This window comes from Roseimicrobium gellanilyticum, assembly GCF_003315205.1.
Classification (GTDB): Bacteria; Verrucomicrobiota; Verrucomicrobiia; order Verrucomicrobiales; family Verrucomicrobiaceae; genus Roseimicrobium; species Roseimicrobium gellanilyticum.
The window spans coordinates 154,729-173,759 of record NZ_QNRR01000012.1; the positions used below are offsets into that span (position 1 = coordinate 154,729).

The following is a 19,031-nucleotide window of genomic DNA, read 5'->3' on the forward strand; positions in this document are numbered from 1 at the left end:
AAACTCAAGGAGCTTCATAGTCCATGGATGCGCTCATCTCCAGTTGTGATTGGATTCTCCGGTCACCGTAACCTCGACCACCACGAGCTTGTCGGCACCCGCATCGAACAGCTTCTTTGCGAACTTCGTGACTGTGCGTCGTGCGCCGAACACTCGGTGGTGGTGCTCACAGGTGTTGCCGAGGGTGCCGACATGCTGTGTGTGGAGGCGGCAATGACACTGTCTATTCCAACTCGAGTACTGTTACCGCTCCCTGAAGAGCAGTTCTCACAGGACTTTTCCTCACCCGACCTATGGAACAGGGCACAGCTACTGATCGCGAAAGCACAATCTCAATCCATCGCAAATCCGGTTTGTCTGATTGAGGGGCCACCTGTGAGGCCCCATTGTTACGCAAGATTGGCCGACAACATGGTTGAATCCGCCCGCATACTTATAGCGGTGTGGAATGGCGAGCCAGCCAGCGGACCCGGAGGCACCGCCGAGGTGGTGGAATTAGCACGCAAAAGACTCTTGCCGCTCGTCCTTATCAATCCCGTTGATTGTACGATTTCGTTTGAAGGCGACGTGAAACTGGCTCTGCAATCCAAACTGCAATGCTGAGCGGAGCGGGCTTACACCCCTGCTCGCCACGCTCACTTTTTACCTCCAATCACGAGGCGGTCCCGGCAGGAGAGAGTCCACCTCTCAATTTAATTGGCTACGCGACCTGGAATGCTTCCGGTGAAATATTGGACATGGCGTAGGTGCCAGTTCAATGGTACGGAAAGCTAACTTTACTTCGACGTGGCTACCTATGCCCCCATCCAAAATCGGTTCATGGCGATCTTTTGCTATGTGGTCGCAGCGACTCTAGCGGTTCTCTACGGATGGTCTTTTCTCCTGACGCCAAACTCGGGCCAAAACAAAGAGATCTGGATTGAGTCCAGAGAGTCCATGGAGCGGTCTCGTCACATTGCATCAGTGAGAGGTGATCAGAAGCTCGCCGCGTTCTACGCGGACCAAGTTGCCCAAATCGACGTTCAATTGGCAAAGATGCAGAGAAACAAGTCATGGTCAAAGCTGGGAAACTATGCATGGCGCTGGGCGGTTCTTCCCGTTGTTTGGGGATTTGTGTTCCTTGGAATGCGGATTAGTGCGCGAAGCGCGACGAGCGCACTGAAGAAAGACCCGCGGTCACCAGTTCTCTATCTCCGTTCGTTTTCGCACGATAGTAAACGTCTCATTCACAACGAGCTGCCAGCATTTGTGACCGAGGAGACTGAAGCCGTGGGAATGTTCAGCAAGCTTGGTGTAGTTCTGGCTATCGGCCAGCCAGGCGAACATCTTCCCCCGCTAGGTGCCGTTCGACTGTATGTCAGCAACGCTCAATGGGAGGCCGTTGTACGCAGGATTGCAAGTGAAGCCAAGCTGCTCGTCGTGCGGGCCGGGACGAGTCCCGGCGTATTGTGGGAGATGCGCCACATTAAAGCCACCGTGCCCCCGGAAAAGTTCCTACTGTATATCCCTACCGGGATGACCGGACGCGTACCAGAGGACATTCGTCTTGAAAACAACAACGCATTGTCAGTTGAGTTACCTAATAAGCTTAAGGGACGCAAGTTTGTCGCTTTCGATCCAGACTGGAGGCCAAAGCCAGTTAACCCATCTCCCCAGGAGCCATGTTCCTTCGAGACAAAGGGAACATCCGATGAGCGCGAGGTCATTGAACGACTCTTTTCGAAAGAGTCCACGAAGGTCTCGCAAGAGCTTCAGCACTTAATTGCTGGCCTGGATGCATCTTTGGAGGCACGCCCATTTGAGCTGAAGGCGTACGCTGTGGTTCTGGCCGCTGTCGCAGTCGCCGCCGCGTACTTCTTTCCCTCCCCAATAGGGGCATTCGTGGCAAAATGGACCGGACTCGAGATCCTGGCCGATCATCTGACGGACAGGTTGCATAGGGTTGTAGAGGCTATCTCGTGGGGGACGATTTTTGTTCTATCGACGTTCGGGATGTATTACCTTGACCCCAGCCGTCGGGAGGTCCCAAGCCAGCTTTTGGCTTTCCTAGCAGGTGGTTTCATTTTTGTCACCGGAATTCGAGCTCTCGCTGAGCTATGACCAACTATCGGATGCAACTTCGCGCCCATGTTCAAAGACGATCCTGCTTCGGCGGATCGATGTGCTACAAATAGTCCCAGGCGACCCTAACAAATTGAGCAGTCGATGGAGACAAACTTCAGCTCGACACACTCGTTGTTGGCTTGGCAGCGATACCATTGCACGTTTTCACTAGCAAGCCTCCAACAAACTATAGCAGATGGTGAACGGATTCCATCAAAGAAACGGAGTCCGTCAATGCTCCTGACTTAAAAACTCTTTTCCAGAGCTTCGCTGCTGAGCAAGGGGTAATGGCCCAGCAGCCTGCTGCCTTCAACCCTGAAGAGAAGAGGGACACTACCGTCGCGGGCACGCTGCACCATGGGGGGGATCAACCTGAAAGGGGTGCTCACCGCTGGAGACGACCGGGCCATCCGCGAAGGGTGCGAGCGCGGCGAAGACCATACACAGAAGGTATTCCGCGAGGAACTCGATGACACCGTCCCCGTAGCTGACATGCCCATCATTGAGTCCATCGTGTCGAGGATTCAAGCGGTCCACGATACAGTGTAACAATTCCGAGATGATGCCTAGTGTAGTGCGTGTTAAATAATATAACAATATAGTTGCGGGCGATGTGTTAGGGTGCTGGCTGCGGCACAGCGGCAGGACCAATGAGCAAATTGCAGACCAATTGGGCATCACACGACAGAAGGCCGGGCGGTGGCGTGATCGTTTCGCTGCCCATGGTCTGGCAGGCATCCTTGAGGACCAGCCCGGTCTGGGACGCAAAGCCACTATCACCCCATCCCAAAGGGCGGTAGTCGTGCGCAAGACCAACCCAGAAGACTCATGTGGCACAAACACACTGGAGCACGCGCACCATGGCCAAAGCCACCGGTCTTGGCGCTACGACCATCCGTGAGATATGGCGTGAGCATGGGCTCAAGCCTCATCTGGCCCGCACTTTCAAGGTGTCCAACAACCCTCACTTTGCCCAGAAACTTGAAGACATCGTGGGGCTCTACCTCAATGCTTCCGAACATGCTCTGGTGTTGAGCTGTGATGAGAAGAGCCAGGTTCAGGCTCTGGATCGCACACAGCCCGGGTTGCCTCTCAAGAAGGGACGAGCGGCCACTTACACCCATGACTACGCCACGCACAAGCACGCGAGAGTGCAGGCGTGGCTCAAACGACACCCCCGCTTGCAGGTGTACTTCACTCCAACCAGCGCATCATGGCTCAACTAGCAGGTGGCCACATCTGGATTCGCACCACTGCGTATTCCCGTCCCAAAGCGCGCAATTCGGAAAGCCGCATCGACATTGCTCCCGAAGTCGTGCACCTCCTCAAAGCCCACCGACATTCGTGGGAAGCCGGACCATTCGTCATCCCTGGTTCCCTCCATCTCAAGGTCCAGGTACGATGCATGCCCACATTTGCCAAAGCCCTTCAATGGCTCAGAAATCATGGCGTTAGAAGTGTCACTGCGCTCCATACCCTTCGGAAGGAGGCTCGTTCGCTGATTTTCAGTCAAGCTGGCCCCGTCGACGTAGCTGCAGACTTTCTGCGCAATGACGTGAAAGTCGCCCGTGAGCACTACATTGGCCGGAAGAAGCGGTTAGAACTCCATTTCTCCGAACTCGCCGTTGCGACGTCCTCGTCCCCCACCCCCGCGTGATGCTGGTGGTCAGCTTCCGCCTCTGGACCTTCCCTCTGCCATGAGCCCACAAATACCGGATGCCATGCCAGCGTTTCCACCCACAGGACGTGGAGGGCGTAACCGCGAAGGCGTCATCTCAGTTGCGATGATCCGGATTGGCATTCCAATTGTCGTTCGCAGGGCATCAAAAGTTCGAAGAACGCGATGTTTCGCATGATGCCCCAGCGTTCGTGAACGGACGCATAAGATGCAGGTACTGAGATGGAAATGGAAGCGTGAAACTCCTGGCACGGAAGGCGAGTGGAAGGAGATCTCAACCGCCGACACCACGAGAACGATGTCCATTCACGACTACAAGCTGTGCTATCCGTCCACCACGGCATTCCCCACGATCACGTAGAGTAAAAATCTCGGACCCGTATTGGCTCACGTGCACAAAAGGGCTCTCCAGCGGATGGGTCGCAGGTGAGGTGGAGGCGCGCGCTTGCAGGCTCGGGTTGTCGCTCTGGTGGCAAGCCTGCGGAGGCTCCACACAGCGACTTCCCGTGTTGCCGTGTTGCCGTGTTGCCGTGTTGCCGTGTTGCCGTGTTGCCGTGTTGCCGTGTTGCCGTGTTGCCGTGTTGCCGTGTTGCCGTGTTGCCGGACACGGCACACGCGCCACTTCAAAGGGAGTCATTGCCATGATGCGATTCCACCTTCACTTCGCGGTGGCAGGACGGATTCTGGTCCTGCGGGTCCGCCTTCTCCGGATATCATTGTGGTCACTGTCTTAAAAAAAGATCTGCCCATCTACGTAGAGCATGTGGCGCAAACGGAGGCTTTTTCTGCAGTGGAGATTCGCGCGCGTGCAGGGGTCCCTCACCCAGGCTCCCTTCAAGGAGGGGGCCACGTGAAGCAGGGTGATCTTCTTTTCCAAACCGACCCGAAGCCCTACCAGCCCCTCGTGGAGCAGGCGAGCGCAAGTGTGAAGAAAGCTGAAGCCTCGCTCGCCCGCGCGGATGCGGATGTGAAGCGACTCCGTCCGCTGGTGAATGCCATGCCAAAAGATCCAGCAGAGAAGCATCCTGCCGCCACCCACTCGGATGTCCCCAAGGTGGACTAACCTCCAGACTGCCGCGCCCCTGGCACGTCGATGCCGTATGGAGATAGCGAGCCTTCGCGCATCAGCGGCAATATTTCGTAGCCCGCGAAATTCCGCATCGATCCCAGCAGCGAGTTCATTGCCACGACACCGCTCACACTCAGCACATAAGGCGGGTGGTAGGTAGCTGGCATGAAATCTGAGTACTTCTCACAAACGAAACAAGCAGCGCTCGCGTAACGCGCTCATCCCCCACCACACCAGACCACGACACAACGCATGAAGGCTTCCACCGAGAAAAACTCAAGCACACTGACTGCGGGTCCCAGACGCTGGACGGTGAGCACGCTCGCAATTCTTTTGGTCATGACGAACTTCGCATCCACGCAGGCGCAACCATCGGAGCAGCAGAAGGGCAAAGTGTTGTTTGCCGTCACCAGCCATGACAAAAAGGGGGACACGGGAGAACCCACAGGCTTCTACCTGTCGGAAGTCGCACACCCTTGGGACGTGCTGGTGAATGCCGGCTATGAAATCGACTTTGTGAGCCCGAAGGGCGGGAAAGCACCGGTGGACGGCTTCGACCTTGCAGACCCCATCAACAAGAAATTCTGGGAGGACAAAGTGTACCGGGAAAAGATCGAACACACGAAGAAGCCCTCGGAGGTCGCCCCCACGGAGTATGTCGCCATCCATTTCGCCGGCGGCCACGGCACCATGTGGGACTTCCCAGACAATGTCGCCCTCGCGAAGATTGCGGCCACCATCTACGAGAACAACGGCATCGTGAGTGCGGTTTGTCATGGTCCGGCCGGACTGGTGAACATCAAGCTCTCCAACGGCAAGTACCTGGTACATGGCAAAAGGATCAACGCATTCACCAATGAAGAAGAGGTGGCAGTGAAACTCGACAAGGTGGTTCCGTTCCTGCTGGAGTCGAAGTTGATTGAGCGTGGCGCCACCTTCGAAAAGTCTGCTCCCTTTCACCCTCATGTCGTCGCCGACCAGCGCGTGGTCACGGGACAAAATCCCCAGTCGGCGACGGCGGTGGGGAATGCGGTGCTTGAGGAGTTGAAGCACATCACCGCGGTGGGAAAGCTCACCCGCTATTCCGTAAAGCCGGAGTCTCGCGAAACCTTCCGCAAAGCGATGACGGACTACGTGACACAAGCAAGAGATGAGAAGGGCAATATTCAGGCAGAAGCATTTTCGGAGCAGGACAAGGACTCCGTGTTCTGGCTGATCGAACGATGGAAAGACAGGAGTGAGCTCCAGCGATTCGGCGACAGTGTACCGGCAAAAGCCGTTGATGCGCTGAAGCCCGACGCGCTGGATGCCAAGGAGGAGACCTACATCGTCAAAGACTGGAGCCGCTCTCGAAGGAGCAGTGGCGCCGGGCACCACGAGCAGAAGACCAACCGCTCACCGTGATGCTCTTCGTCGATGCCAAACCGGGAACGCAGCAGACCTTCATGGACACCTATCAAGTGGCCATGCCACCGTTCCGCAGCCAGCCCGGCGTGGTCACCTATCAATTGTCACGCGTGGAAGGTGAGGACACAAAGTTTGTCACCTTTGAGAAGTTCCGGAGCAAGGACGCTTTCCAGCGCCATCTGGACTTTCCTCCGATCAAGCCGGTGCTCGAATACTTGCAGACGAGCATTCAAAAACAACCCTTCCAGGCAGGGCTTCACCTCCTTGTCGAGTTTGCATCGGCACCGCGCGAGTGAGCCTGGCAGACTCTCGTTTCAGGGGATGCAGCACGTCGCATCGACCGCTGCCCACGAAGTTTCGCCACACTGGTCGTTGGATGGTTGCTTTGAATCGTGTAGAGGACTGTCCACGCGCCCATGCTCCCTGTAGCCCGACCCTGTATCGACCGTTGGTATCACTCGCTCTTATGGCAACTCTGCTGTGTGATTACTCTCGCGGGCTTGGTGCTGACGCAGCAGGTCCGGGCGCAGTCGATTCCCCTGTCGTTGCCGTCCCAGCCCGGTTCAGAGATCATTGAGGTCGCGATTGATGGGGAAATCTTTCCCACCCTCGGGATGCCATCCCTGTCATTGCCACCTGCCATTCGCCGGTTCGCCGTCTACATGAATCCGGGGCAGCCGCGGCGGCGAAAGTACATACTGGAGGGGATCGATACGCAGTGGAGGGAAAACACCTGCCAGATGGGTATCCGTGTTCGCTTCTTCAATGACAAGGGCGAGCCGGTGGAGCAAGAAATCGAGAGTGTCATTGGTGAAACGCAGGACTGGAATGGCAGCCTGGAAAAGCCCGTGTTTGTACCCCGCAAGGCGACGGTCACCGCTCCTCCGGGTGCCCGGAGTCTCTGGCTCATCATTACCTCGGGAGGAGGGCCACCGGATACTCTGGGCACGCTGCTGGTAAAGGGCCTGAAAATCACACGCACCCGTGACGGAGGGACACCGGAGGTGGTCATGCGCGCCCCGGTGGGAAATGATGCGCGTTTCTCACCTGTGCTGCCTGCGCCAAATGGGTTCGTCGCCGACGGGATCCGCCCGAAAATGGCCCGGCTCCTTACCCTCGCGCCAGCTTCGGGTGATGCACAAGGCGAGCAGTGCTTTGCCCTCATCGATGATGACGTGGGTGCACATGCCGAATGGCGCACGGTGAAGGAGGATGCTCTCGCAGTCATCGAAGGTGACCAACTGGAAATCGAGTGGAGCCAGGCTCACAGCGTTGGTGGAGGAACGCTTTCCGTTCAGGACTACAACAATCCCGCACCCGGGAACTATAAGCTGCGTGTTCAGCCGGTGGATCTTCAAGGGCTGCCCAATGGCGAGGAGACCACGCTCATGATCTCCGTACTCCCACCGTGGTGGAAGCAGAGGTGGGTGTGGACTCTGACGGCCCTGATCGTGGGCGTGCTGGCCTTTGCGTTGAGCCGTTACATCGCGCATCAACGACTGCGTGAAGAGCTCAACCGGATGAAGGAGGCCGCGCTGCGCAAGGCGGAGGTGGAAATGAACCGCATGGCGCGCGCGACGACTCTCGGTGAGTTTACAGCGTCCATCGCCCACGAGATCAGCCAGCCTCTCACGGCAATGACGACCAACGCGAGCACCTGTCTGCGCTGGCTCAGTCCGGAGCGTTGTGACATTGACGAGGCGCGCGCCGCGGCCCAGCGCATCATTGGCGACGGAGATCGCGCGGTGCAGATCATCATGCGCATCCGGGCCCTGCTCGCGAAAGACAAGCCGATCCGTGAGTCATCCAGCATCAATGCGGTTATCGAAGAGATTCTACCTCTGCTCACCACGGATATCCGGAAACGGGGTGTGAAATTGGAATGCGACCTCAGCGCTGATCTTCCTGAGGTCGCGATTGATCGTGTGCAGATCCAACAGGTGGTTATGAACTTGGTGCGAAATGGCCTCGACGCCATGAACGGCATCGCGGATCGCCCCCGGGTGCTGCGGATCCATACCGGGCGCGAGGCGGAAGCCGTCTCCGTACAGGTGGAAGACACTGGAGTAGGGCTGAGCTCCGCCACGATCGAGCGCCTCTTTGACCGGTTCTTCACCACGAAGCCGGAGGGGCTGGGCATGGGTCTCGCCATCTGCCAGTCGATTGTCGCGTCCCATGGAGGACGCCTCGTTGCCAGACCTGCCGAAGGCAACGGAGCGATATTCCTATTCACGTTGCCGATCGAGTAGTGGTTATGAGCGGAGATCGCGGTTTCCACGTGCTGCATTCCTCCCACATGCTCCCTCCGCCAAAGCACGAATCGTTGCACTGAGGCAGCGAACTTTCGTTCACCGCCAAAATATCGACACTGATTGCGAAGTCAGCAGGGGGACCTTAACGCACTACCTCACAGGTGGTTATGCAGAATAGCATAAATGGCATCCGCTTTGCTTAAAAGGATGGCGGGACATTCGTCCTCACAAACCATGCGTGGGGCTGCCGCCATTCCAGCCGTGGTTCTTCGCTTCGTCATAACCCCAAAAACACAGACCGACTGAATTCATGAAAACCGTGAACACCATCCTTGTCGCCGGCGCTCTCAGTGCGCTTGCCGTATTCGACGCCGCAGCTCAGGGGAACAGCTCCTACGAACTGGATGTCATCAATCAACTCGCCACCAAGACCGCCGTCTCCACGATGCCCGTCTCCCAACTGCTCAATGCTCCGGGCAATGAAGCCCTGAAAGCCTTCTTCTTTACTCCAATCAAGGACAAGGAGGTGCTGAAGGGAAAACGCGTCGCCGTGCTGGCCGCCGATGGCTTCGAGGAGATCGAGTTGACAGGGCCCGTGTGGTATCTCAAGGCCTTGGGCGCGAAAGTCGATATCGTGGCGCCGAAGTTCAATCCAGCACCGGCAAGATACGGCCTTACCACGCCGGACATGGCAAAGGATCACATCATGGCTATTCAGTATCTCAACCCTGTTGGCTGGATCAAGGTCGACCGCAGTGCTGACCAGATCAAGGTGGACGAATACGATGCCATCTTCATTCCCGGCGGCGCATGGAATCCCGATAACCTGCGCTACGACAAGGACGTGATCCGCTTCGTACAGGAGTTCAACAAATCCGGAAAGCTCATCGCCGCCATCTGCCATGCGCCGGTCGTGCTGGCATCCGCGGATATCCTCAAGGGCAGGAAACTCACAGGCTATTGGAACATACAGAGCGATCTCACCAACGCAGGTGGGCAGGTACTGGAGCAACCCGTGGTGGTCGATGGCAATCTGATCACCAGCCGGCACCCCATCGACGTGGCTGATTTCTCCATCGCCCTGAAGGACTGGCTGATCAAAAAATAGAGAAACTCCAAAACCAGGCTCCGGGATACACGTCCCGGGGCCTTGGCCACGCGGCGCAACTGAGAGCCACGACCGCGACCACATCGCCATCACTGCAAGGCCCGGAGACCATTCACTCCGTCGGTAGGTGAACCGGTCCTACTGCGTTGCCTCGTTGCGGCTCAACCCCATCTTCTTGATCCGTGAAATCAAAGTTGTGGGTTTCACTCCCAAAAGCTCCGCCGCCCCGCTGGGGCCTCCGACTTTCCATCCGGTCTTATTCAGCACGATGCGCAGATTCTCGCGCTCACGACGTTGAATTTCCGGCTCCGTCATGAATTCTGGTTCCGCCTTCTCCTGGTTCATGGAACGCGGCGCAGGCAAAGCCGGAGCCTCGGCCGTCGTGGTTGGAAGGTCGAACTCAAGCACCTTGCCTCGCGCCAGAATGGTGGCGCGTTCGATGACATTGCGCAGTTCACGAATGTTGCCCGGCCAGTGGTATTCCTGCAATCGGATCACACCCGCTTCGGTGAGCCGGGGCTTCGTGCACTTCATTTCCTTGGCGAGCAGTTCCACGAAATATTTGGCCAGCATGGGGATGTCCTCCCGCCGATCGCGAAGCGGACTGACCCGCACTGGAAAGACATCCAGTCGATAGTAGAGGTCTTCGCGAAACCGGCCTCCCGCCACCTCGGCTTTCAGGTCGCGGTTCGTCGCCACGACCACCCGCACATCCACCCGTCGCGTTCGTTCCTCCCCTACCCGCTCGAACTGCTTCTCCTGCAAGGCACGCAGAAGTTTGCTTTGGAGTTCGAGGGGAATTTCGCCGATTTCGTCCAGAAAGAGAGTCCCACCATGGGCCGCTTCAAAACGTCCCATGCGATCCTTGATGGCCCCGGTGAATGCACCACGTGCGTGCCCGAAGAATTCGCTCTCATACAACTCCTTTGGAATGGACGCGCAATTCACGCGCACGAGGGCGTGCTCTTTGCGACGGCTTAGCTTGTGAATCTCGCGCGCCACCAGTTCCTTCCCCGTGCCCGTTTCCCCCTGAATCAGGACGGTAGAATCGGTCGGTGCGACCATGGAGATTTGTTTGATCAAGGTCCGGTGCGCACCCCCGATTCCGACAATCTCATTGGATTGTGCCGATGCCTGGTCTTTCGAGCGATGGCCGCCGTATTCGCGGGTGAGCAGACTCTCTTGGACAGCATCGAGCAGCTCCTCAGGATCGAAGGGCTTCGTCAGAAATTCAAATGCGCCCGCCTTGATGGCACGTACCGACATGGAGATATCGCCATGGCCTGTCAGGAATACGATGGGGATATGGGGCTCACTCCGGAACAGCTCGCGCTGCAACTGCAGACCGCTCAGCCCAGGCAACTCCACATCGAGAACAAGGCAGCCAGGAGGCTCGCCACGGGAGCGCGCCAGGAAGTCATCCGCGGAGCCATAGGTCTCCACGCGCAATCCTTCCGCTCGCAGCAATCCCCGGACGGATTCCCGGATGGAGACATCATCATCAACTACACAGACGAGAGCGTCGACATTTTTCATGACACGTATCGGGTCGGGTTGATTTCCATGGCGTATCGACTAGCCAGACAGGGCGCGATCGATCGCCTTCAACAAGGATTCCTCACTGAAAGGCTTGAGCAGGCAGTCCACGGCTCCGGCGGCCATCATGCGCGCGGCGTTTTCATCTCCGTGCGCCGTGATGAAGATGATGGGAATCTTCTCCCCACGCGCGATGAGTTCCCTCTGCAGCTCAGGTCCACTCATCCCCGGCATGCAGACATCAAGGATCAGGCAGTCCGCCGTCGCCAGCGCATCCGACCCCAGGAAACTCTCAGCGGAGGAGAACACCGCATGCCCGTAACCGAGTGATCTCAGCAGGCCCTTGAGCGACTCGCGGAGAGATTCATCGTCATCTACCACGGAAATGAGGGGCACCTTGGTCATCGGATCGTCTTCCCCCCACGGTGCCTCTTTTCGCGGTTAGACGCTATTATACCTAGGTCTCACAAATGGAGATGCCGACAGCTTCCATTGCCCCGGGCCGTCACATTCCTCGTTCCAGCTTTTCTGCCATCCGCACCAGGTCCGCGAGTGATTCCGCCATCATCTTGCGCATGACTCGACCGCGATGGGTTTTTACAGTGATCTCCTGCGTGCCCAGTTCCGCCGCCACCTGCTTGTTCATCAACCCCTGGACCACGAGTGCCATCACCTCGCGCTCGCGAGCAGTCAGCGTTTCGTAGCGAGCGCGGAGGTTGCTTGATTCAGCGCGAGTCGCGAGAGCTTCCCGGTCACGGGCGAGCGCCTGGTGGATTGAATCCAGCAGGACATCCTCACGAAAGGGCTTCGTCAGAAACTCCACAGCGCCCGCCTTCATCGCCTGGACCGTCATCGGAATATCACCATGGCCGGTGATGAAGATGATGGGAATGACGCGCTGAGCATCGAGAAGCACGCGCTGAAGTTCGATACCACTGAGATCCGGCAAGCCTACGTCGAGCACCAGACACGACGGCTCCTCTGGCAGTGGTCGCCGGAGAAACTCAGCAGCGGCAGAAAACGTCTCGACTCGCAACCCGACAGATCGAACCAAGCCGCTCAGCGACTCGCGTATGGACGGATCATCGTCCACCACGAAGACCGTAGGCGATTTCTCAAGCTTGCTGTTCGCCATCGAAGATTTGAGGGATGTGCATCAGGATTCTCTACACCAGAGACTGGCTTGTCACCACCGCATCCATGAATGCTTTGGTTTGTGTGCGAGTCAACGTGCGACAGACGGCGACATTTCGTAGGCGGCGAACTTTCGAAGCAGTTCAGCGTGCAGGCATCAAGTTCTCAACAACCTCGCCATGAGTGAGTAGCTGCTGACAATCACTGATGGCACGAAACGTGAACCCCATGATGCAGACCACCCATCTGTACCATGAATGCCAGGCGTCTCTCCTTTGCCGAACTCCATCAGGAGGTTCTTGAGGCTCTCCGCAGCCAAAATCCGAATTGGGTGCAACCCGACGGCGCCTCGCCCATCTACGACAACTACGAGGCGCGACTCACCGAACTCCTCGGTCTGGGTTCCCCATCGGAAAACGGAGAGTCGCAAGTGAGCGAAAGGAACTCTGGCTGACCAAGCCTCCCATCACCGCCTCCCACTTCCCGCAGGCAGCCGCTTACCCCACCGCCATGCCAGCGCGCCATCCAGGTCACACAACATTTCAGTGCCAACCCCACAACCGTAGAAAGCAAAACACCATGAAAGCAGCCCGCATACACGAATATGGCAAGCCTCTCGTCCTTGAAGACATCCCTGTGCCGGATATCCAGCCCGACGAGATTCTCGTCAACGTCAAGGCCTGCGGCATGTGCCGCAGTGATGTGCTCCTTGTGGACAAGTTTTTCCAGGGATATGGAGACATCAAGCCTCCCGTTACCCCGGGCCATGAAATCACGGGCATTGTCAGCAAGATCGGCGGAGCCGTGTCGAAGTCGGTGGGATTCGAGGAAGGCGACCATGTGGTCGTCGCACCCGGATGGGGTGATGGCACCTGCCGCCACTGCCTGGTTGGGAACACGCAGATCTGCACTCACGTGCGCTGGCCCGGGTTTGGACTCCATGGCGGGTTCGCAGAATATCTTCCCGTCCCGGCTCGCTATGCCATCAAGGTGGAGCGTCGTCTGAAATTCGAGGAGCTGGCGCCGCTCACCGATGCGGGATTGACCCCATATCGTGGTGTGAAGAAGCTCCGCGATGCCGGTGCACTGGGCCCCGGCAGGGTGATCGGAGTTTTTGGGGTCGGTGGACTTGGCGTATACGCGGTTCAGTATGCCAAGCTCCTCGGAGGAGGAGCACTGGTCGTTGCCTTCGCACGCAACCCCGACAAACTCGCTGTCGCGAAGGACTACGGAGCGGACCACGTCATCAGCATCAAGAACAAGACCCCGAAGGAGGTCGCTGCGGAACTCAACAAGGCCACAGGCCAGGGTGACCTTGATGCCATCATCGATTCAGTGGGTGCTCCGGAGATGATGCAACTGGGATTCAGCCTGCTAGGCATCGCCGGTCACTATGTTGATGTAGGCTTTGTCGGAGACCGCATCGACATTCCGCTCTTCCCCCGCGTCTCCCGCGAGCAGACCTTCCATGGTTCCTTCTGGGGAAACAACGCCGACTTGACCGAGGTCATGGCCCTGGCCGCACAGGACAAGATTCGCCACACCATCAAGACCATCGCGTTCGAGCAGGTCAATGAGTACCTCGACCTGCTGAGAACGAACGAAGTCGTTGGAAGGGCGGTGATCAAGTTCTGATCACAGCACTCGCTCGTCATCAATAGTTCCTCCGAAAGCGACGCTCGCCATGACGCACTCCTCCCCTGCTGAACTGTCTCTCGACCTGGCCACTCTCATCCTCAAGGCGGCAACTGAGAAGGCCGGCAGCCTGGGAGTCCAGGTGAATATTGCCGTAGTCGATGCCGGTCCCAACTTGAAGGGCTTCATCCGCATGGATGAAGCCCTTCTGGGTGCCATTGATGTCGCGCTGAAAAAGGCCCGCACCGCCTGTCTCTTCGAGATGGAGACAGGCGGTATCGGTGACCTTTCCCAACCTGGAGGCCCGCTGTACAATATCGAGCATTCCAATGGAGGTCTGATTTCCTTTCCCGGAGGAGTGCCTCTCAGGTCAGCGGATGGAGCGATAGTTGGTGCGATTGGAGTCTCAGGCTCCACCGTGGAAATGGATCGTGCTGTGGCTCTGGCAGGAGCGGCGGCGAGTGCTCCTGGTCCTTGACGCAACACACGGTCTCATCGACTACGCACGTCTGTGTCGTTTGCAAAACGTCTCATGAGTTGCCTCCCGCCTCCTGGTAGGCTCCAACGGTGCAGTCATCGCTGGCAGTGCACGATTGCCGGGATGCTTCTCTGTGGAATCGTCTCCACCAGTCCGGCGGCGGCCCAACCCCTCAAAGCATCATCCACGGCGCATCGGCTGCCGTCCTCTAACGGCAAGGAGAGCATTGAGATCGTGATGAACGGAGAGGCATTGCCCACGCTGGGTCTCCCATCCGTCTCCTTGCCGCCGGTCTCGCAACGGTTCACCGTTTACATGACTCCGGAGCGCCCCAGGCGGCGACGGTATCAATTGGAGGGCGTCGATTCCAAATGGAAAGAGAGTCTCTGCGGAATGTCCATCACCCTGCGTTTTCTCAACGCGGCGGGACAGCCGTTGCAACAGGACTCGGAAGCCATCATCGGCGAAACGCAGGGTTGGAATGGCAGTCTGCAAACACCCGTCTTTGTGAAGCGGAAGATGACGGCGACAGCACCTCCTGGCACAAGCAGTTGCTGGCTCGTCATCTCCTCGGCGGGCCCACCGGAAACGCTCGGCACGCTGCTGATCAAAGGTTTGAAAATCAGCAGGACGAGCACCGGTGGACTGCCAGAAGTGGTCCTACGCGCTCCGGTGGGTCATGACCCGCGAGTAAAGGGGCCCGTATTCCCGGCGCCCACGGGTTTCACAGCGGATGGCAAACGTCCGAAAATGGCCAGTCTCCTCACCCTGGCAGCAACTCTGCCCGATGGGCAACCGGAGGAGTGCTTCGCGATTATCGATGATGATGCCAACGGACACGCGGAGTGGCGGACCTTGGCAGACAACGCTCTCGCAGTGGGTGAAGGCGATCGACTGGACTTGGAGTGGGAGGAGGCAAGCAGTGTCAGCGGAGGGTTCATGTGGTTTCAGGATTACCGGCGTCCACCACCAGGGACTTATCAGTTCCGCGTCCATCCGATCGACCTGCAGGGACAGCCTGATGGGGAGGAGACGACGCTGGCAATCGTCATCTTGGCCCCCTGGTGGCAACAGGGATGGGTCTGGGCACTGGCGGTGGCGGGAGCGGGCGCGCTTTTGTTCGCCTTGAGCCGCTACATCGCGCATCAACGCCTGCGCAATGAACTGACCCGCATGAAGGAAGCCGCCCTGCGCAAAGCAGAAAACGAGCTCACCCGCATGGCGCGCGCAACCGCGCTCGGGGAGTTCACCGCATCGATCGCGCATGAGATCAGTCAACCCCTCGCAGGTATCACGACCAATGCCAGCGCCAGCCTGCGATGGTTGAGTCCCGATCGATGCGATATCGAGGAGGCGCGCGCCGCGACGCAGCGAATCATTGGCGACGCGGACCGCATGATTCAGATCGTGGCGCGCATCCGTGCGCTGCTTGCGAAGGAAAAGCTCATCCGCGAATCCTCCAACATCAACGCGGTCATTGAAGAGCTGCTACCCCTGCTCTCGACAGATATTCGTCGGCGAGGCGTGGAGCTGCAGTGCTGCTTGAGTCCCGACCTTCCAACAGTGGCCATTGATCGCGTGCAGATTCAGCAGGTCATCATGAATCTGGTCATCAATGGTCTTGATGCAATGAATGGCATCTCAGATCGGCCCCGCGAACTGCGCATCCTTACCGGAAGGGATGCGGAAACACTCTTGGTCAAGGTGGAGGACTCTGGGACGGGGCTGGACCCTGAAACCGTCGGACGCCTCTTCGAGCGCTTCTTCACCACCAAACCGGAAGGATTGGGCATGGGCCTCGCCATCTGCCAATCCATCGTCGTCTCCCATGGTGGGCGCCTCGTGGCGATTTCCAATCCCACACAGGGTGCGACGTTTCAGTTCACGTTGCCCATCGAAACACGGGTCATTCCCTGATGGAAGACAAGTGAAGTTTCGTTGGCCCGTCGGCAAAAATTCGTAGAACGCAAAGTTTTGCGAAGGACCGCATTCACCAGGCAAGCGGCGTGACATGCTCGCACTGAGTGTCTAGCGGAGCCCGTGAGTGAGTGGCACGGAACGTGAGTGATGAGAGTGAAACCACCTGCGTACCCGCAGGCATCCCTTATGACTCATCCTGCGCTCTTCAAGCTCCTCCAGATCGGCAATCTCGAACTGGCCAACCGCATCGTCATTGCACCGATGTGCCAGTACTCGGCAGTAGATGGGTGCATGACAGACTGGCACTTGGTGCACCTCGGGCAGCTCATGCTCTCAGGTGCAGCCTTGCTCACCATCGAGGCCACGGCAGTACTACCGGAAGGACGCATCAGCTACGCAGATGTCGGTCTGTGGAATGATGAGACGGAGGCCGCCATGCGCCGGGTACTGGAGGGTATTCGGAACTGTTTTGATATGCCCATCGGTATTCAATTGAGTCATGCGGGCCGGAAAGCTTCCACGGACCTGCCTTGGAATGGAGGCGCGCAGATCCCCCCCGGGGATATCCATGGCTGGCAGACAGAGGCGCCATCGGCCATTCCCTTTGAAGACAGCGAACTTCCCCCGTCCGCTCTCACCAAGGCCGACATGGTGCGGATTCGTAGTGCATTCGTGGCCGCTGCCCAGCGCGCTGATCGATTGGGCATCCAGCTGGTGCAGCTGCACGCGGCGCATGGCTATCTGCTGCACCAGTTCCTCTCGCCTCTCTCCAATCAGCGTGTTGATGAATACGGAGGCACACTCGAAAACCGCATGCGATTCCCGCTGGAGGTTTTCGATGACGTGCGCTCCGCGCTTCCCGCAGAGAAGCCAGTGAGCGTGCGGCTCTCCGCGACGGACTGGGTGGCAGGTGGCTGGGATCTGCCGCAGTCGATTGTCTTTGCAAAGGCACTGGAAGAGCATGGCTGCAGTGCCATTCACATCTCAAGCGGTGGCCTGCACCCTGCTCAGGAAATACCCGTGGGCCCCAGCTATCAGGTGCCGCTGGCCCGTGCAATCAAAGCAGCGGTCAAAATGCCAGTCGTCGCTGTGGGATTGATCACCTCGTACGAGCAGGCAGAGGCGATCGTCGGAACGGGCGACGCCGACATGATCGCACTGGCCCGCACGGTGTTGTACGACCCACGCTGGCCATGGCATGCAGCCGCCGCGCTGGGAGCACACGTCAAGGCGCCGAAGCAATACCTGCGCTCCCAGCCCAGGCAGTACAGCAGCTTGTTCACCACCACCGCATGAGGAAGGGGGTCACCATGATGGAAATCGTCCAGGCATACGATCGAGTCCTCATCACGACGCTCAAGACCGACAACGCAGCTGTCCTTGAGAACAAGCTGTCAGCGGCACACCGTCTCTTTGCAGATCGCACCTCCTGGCTGAAGCCATTCGAAAGGCTGGCGATTCTTCGCAGGCTGGCCGTGCTCCTGGAGGGCAAGCGGAAACACTTCGGTCTCCAGATTGCCCGCGAAGGTGGGAAGCCTCTTACCGATGCGCTCATCGAAGTGGATCGCGCCATTGATGGAGTCCGCACCGCGTCCGAGATGCTTCGCGTCACTGGAGGTCAAGAGATCCCCATGGGGCTCTCGCCAGCCAGCTCGAACCATCGGGCCTTCACGATTCACGAGCCCATTGGCGTGGTGGCCGCGGTGTCTGCCTTCAACCATCCGCTGAACCTGATTGCGCATCAGGTCGCACCGGCGATCGCCGTCGGCTGTCCCATCATCGTGAAGCCGGCTTCCGCCACTCCCCTCTCCTGCTTTGATTTTGTGGCACTCACCCATGAAGCAGGACTGCCTCCGGATTGGTGCCAGACTCTCCTGCCTGAGAGCAGAGAGCTTGGTGAGAAGTTTGCCACAGACCCGCGTGTTGCGTTCTTGAGTTTCATCGGCTCAGCAACGGTCGGTTGGCATCTCCGCTCCAAGATTGCGCCGGGCACACGCTGCGCTTTGGAGCATGGCGGCTCAGCGCCGGTCATCATCGATCGTCATGCCGATCTTGACCAGATCATCGAGCCTCTGGTGAAGGGCGGCTACTACCACGCCGGACAGGTCTGTGTATCCGTCCAGCGCATCTATGTGCATGCAGACTTGGAGAAGGAGTTCGCGGAGCGCTTCGCCGCACGAGTAGCGCACTTGATTGTCGGCGATCCCACCAAACCTGAAACGGAAGTCGGCCCCTTGATCGCACCACGTGAGGCAGACCGTGTGGCGGAGTGGATTGACGAGGCCGGGAGCAAGGGTGCCCGACTTATTGGCGGAGGACGACTGAGTGAAACGACGCTGCGTCCGGCCATCCTCGTGGAACCTCCCCCAGACGCAAAGGTTTCGACCCACGAAGTCTTCGGACCAGTCACCTGTGTCTACCGCTATACCGAACTCGATGACGCCATCGCACGAGCGAATGCACTTCCGGTGGCATTCCAGTCGAGCATCTTCACCCAGGACCTGCAAACCGCCTTCTACGCTGCGGAACGTCTCGATGCCTCCGCTGTGATGATCAACGAGCATACCGCATTCCGGACTGACTGGATGCCATTCGCCGGCCGCCGCCAGTCAGGCTACGGCATCGGCGGCATTCCCTGGACCATGCGGGAAATGACGTCCGAGAAGATGATTGTCATTTCGGATTCACCCCAAGCACCAAGCCAAACTTAA

20 protein-coding genes and 2 pseudogenes are annotated in these 19,031 nt (G+C 58.2%); 17 read left to right on the forward strand and 5 right to left on the reverse strand.

From position 1 onward, the window contains the following. Positions 1-27 precede the first annotated feature (27 nt). From DES53_RS25955 to DES53_RS33790, 4 genes and pseudogenes are all read left to right on the forward strand, one after another. The gene (locus DES53_RS25955) at positions 28-603 is read left to right on the forward strand and encodes a hypothetical protein (RefSeq protein ID WP_147263623.1); all 576 of its coding nucleotides are present in this window, start codon (positions 28-30) and stop codon (positions 601-603) included. 216 nt (positions 604-819) lie between these two features. After that, the gene (locus tag DES53_RS25960) at positions 820-2,100 is read left to right on the forward strand and encodes a hypothetical protein (protein ID WP_113961248.1); all 1,281 of its coding nucleotides are present in this window, start codon (positions 820-822) and stop codon (positions 2,098-2,100) included. Between the two features lie 360 nt (positions 2,101-2,460). Further along, positions 2,461-2,652 carry a ferritin family protein gene (locus DES53_RS33220; protein ID WP_113961249.1) on the forward strand — a complete coding sequence of 64 codons (192 nt, stop codon included), beginning with the start codon at positions 2,461-2,463 and terminating at the stop codon, positions 2,650-2,652. Positions 2,653-2,731: 79 nt separating this feature from the next. Continuing rightward, a pseudogene (locus DES53_RS33790) lies at positions 2,732-3,326 on the forward strand (IS630 family transposase); the annotation flags it as partial. Here DES53_RS33790 and DES53_RS33605 read toward each other — a convergent pair. Further along, the gene (locus tag DES53_RS33605; RefSeq protein ID WP_211325695.1) at positions 3,326-3,550 is read right to left on the reverse strand and encodes a hypothetical protein; all 225 of its coding nucleotides are present in this window, start codon (positions 3,548-3,550) and stop codon (positions 3,326-3,328) included. The pseudogene DES53_RS33790 and the gene DES53_RS33605 sit on opposite strands and share 1 nt — an antisense overlap. 439 nt (positions 3,551-3,989) lie before the next feature. Between DES53_RS33605 and DES53_RS33225 the strand changes: the two genes are divergently transcribed. Then, positions 3,990-4,142 (forward strand): hypothetical protein, encoded by a 153-nt coding sequence (locus DES53_RS33225; RefSeq protein WP_170157418.1) that lies wholly within the window; start codon positions 3,990-3,992, stop codon positions 4,140-4,142. A gap of 489 nt (positions 4,143-4,631) precedes the next feature. Beyond that, positions 4,632-4,844: a hypothetical protein gene (locus DES53_RS25985; protein ID WP_113961253.1), complete on the forward strand. Its 213-nt coding sequence runs from the start codon at positions 4,632-4,634 to the stop codon at positions 4,842-4,844. Here DES53_RS25985 and DES53_RS33230 read toward each other — a convergent pair. Next, complete coding sequence (locus DES53_RS33230; protein ID WP_170157419.1) at positions 4,841-5,017, reverse strand: hypothetical protein; 177 nt, start codon at positions 5,015-5,017, stop codon at positions 4,841-4,843. The two genes, DES53_RS25985 and DES53_RS33230, sit on opposite strands and share 4 nt — an antisense overlap. A 172-nt stretch (positions 5,018-5,189) precedes the next feature. Between DES53_RS33230 and DES53_RS33975 the strand changes: the two are divergent. The 5 genes and pseudogenes from DES53_RS33975 to DES53_RS26005 form a co-directional block, all read left to right on the forward strand. Next, positions 5,190-5,900 (forward strand): annotated as a pseudogene (locus tag DES53_RS33975) (type 1 glutamine amidotransferase domain-containing protein); the annotation flags it as partial. Positions 5,901-5,912: 12 nt separating this feature from the next. Next, positions 5,913-6,254, forward strand: a complete 342-nt coding sequence (locus DES53_RS33980; protein ID WP_342782377.1) for a putative quinol monooxygenase — start codon at positions 5,913-5,915, stop codon at positions 6,252-6,254. Beyond that, positions 6,254-6,553 (forward strand): putative quinol monooxygenase, encoded by a 300-nt coding sequence (locus DES53_RS25995; protein ID WP_113961254.1) that lies wholly within the window; start codon positions 6,254-6,256, stop codon positions 6,551-6,553. Before DES53_RS33980 ends, DES53_RS25995 begins: the two co-directional genes overlap by 1 nt. Positions 6,554-6,673: 120 nt before the next feature. Next, positions 6,674-8,506, forward strand: a complete 1,833-nt coding sequence (locus DES53_RS26000) for a sensor histidine kinase (RefSeq protein ID WP_113961255.1) — start codon at positions 6,674-6,676, stop codon at positions 8,504-8,506. Between the two features lie 313 nt (positions 8,507-8,819). Beyond that, positions 8,820-9,617, forward strand: a complete 798-nt coding sequence (locus tag DES53_RS26005) for a DJ-1/PfpI/YhbO family deglycase/protease (RefSeq protein ID WP_113961256.1) — start codon at positions 8,820-8,822, stop codon at positions 9,615-9,617. A 138-nt stretch (positions 9,618-9,755) separates the two neighbouring features. On the opposite strand, the gene DES53_RS26010 is transcribed toward DES53_RS26005, so the two are convergent. The 3 genes from DES53_RS26010 to DES53_RS26020 form a co-directional block, all read right to left on the reverse strand. Then, positions 9,756-11,153, reverse strand: a complete 1,398-nt coding sequence (locus DES53_RS26010; RefSeq protein ID WP_245958271.1) for a sigma-54-dependent transcriptional regulator — start codon at positions 11,151-11,153, stop codon at positions 9,756-9,758. Between the two features lie 39 nt (positions 11,154-11,192). Next, on the reverse strand, positions 11,193-11,558 hold the full coding sequence (locus DES53_RS26015; protein ID WP_113961257.1) for a response regulator transcription factor: 366 nt from the start codon (positions 11,556-11,558) through the stop codon (positions 11,193-11,195). 100 nt (positions 11,559-11,658) lie between these two features. Beyond that, complete coding sequence (locus tag DES53_RS26020) at positions 11,659-12,288, reverse strand: response regulator transcription factor (RefSeq protein WP_113961258.1); 630 nt, start codon at positions 12,286-12,288, stop codon at positions 11,659-11,661. Positions 12,289-12,540: 252 nt separating this feature from the next. Between DES53_RS26020 and DES53_RS26025 the strand changes: the two genes are divergently transcribed. The 6 genes from DES53_RS26025 (at position 12,541) to DES53_RS26050 (ending at position 19,031) form a co-directional block, all read left to right on the forward strand. Further along, positions 12,541-12,741, forward strand: a complete 201-nt coding sequence (locus DES53_RS26025; RefSeq protein WP_113961259.1) for a hypothetical protein — start codon at positions 12,541-12,543, stop codon at positions 12,739-12,741. 125 nt (positions 12,742-12,866) lie between these two features. Then, positions 12,867-13,922, forward strand: a complete 1,056-nt coding sequence (locus DES53_RS26030) for an NAD(P)-dependent alcohol dehydrogenase (RefSeq protein ID WP_113961260.1) — start codon at positions 12,867-12,869, stop codon at positions 13,920-13,922. A gap of 49 nt (positions 13,923-13,971) precedes the next feature. Then, positions 13,972-14,400, forward strand: coding sequence for a GlcG/HbpS family heme-binding protein (locus tag DES53_RS26035; RefSeq protein ID WP_113961261.1), 429 nt, complete (start codon positions 13,972-13,974; stop codon positions 14,398-14,400). 123 nt (positions 14,401-14,523) lie between these two features. After that, complete coding sequence (locus tag DES53_RS26040) at positions 14,524-16,317, forward strand: sensor histidine kinase (RefSeq protein WP_170157421.1); 1,794 nt, start codon at positions 14,524-14,526, stop codon at positions 16,315-16,317. Positions 16,318-16,506: 189 nt separating this feature from the next. After that, on the forward strand, positions 16,507-17,616 hold the full coding sequence (locus DES53_RS26045; RefSeq protein WP_113961263.1) for an NADH:flavin oxidoreductase/NADH oxidase: 1,110 nt from the start codon (positions 16,507-16,509) through the stop codon (positions 17,614-17,616). Positions 17,617-17,630: 14 nt separating this feature from the next. Continuing rightward, positions 17,631-19,031, forward strand: a complete 1,401-nt coding sequence (locus DES53_RS26050; protein WP_113961319.1) for an aldehyde dehydrogenase family protein — start codon at positions 17,631-17,633, stop codon at positions 19,029-19,031.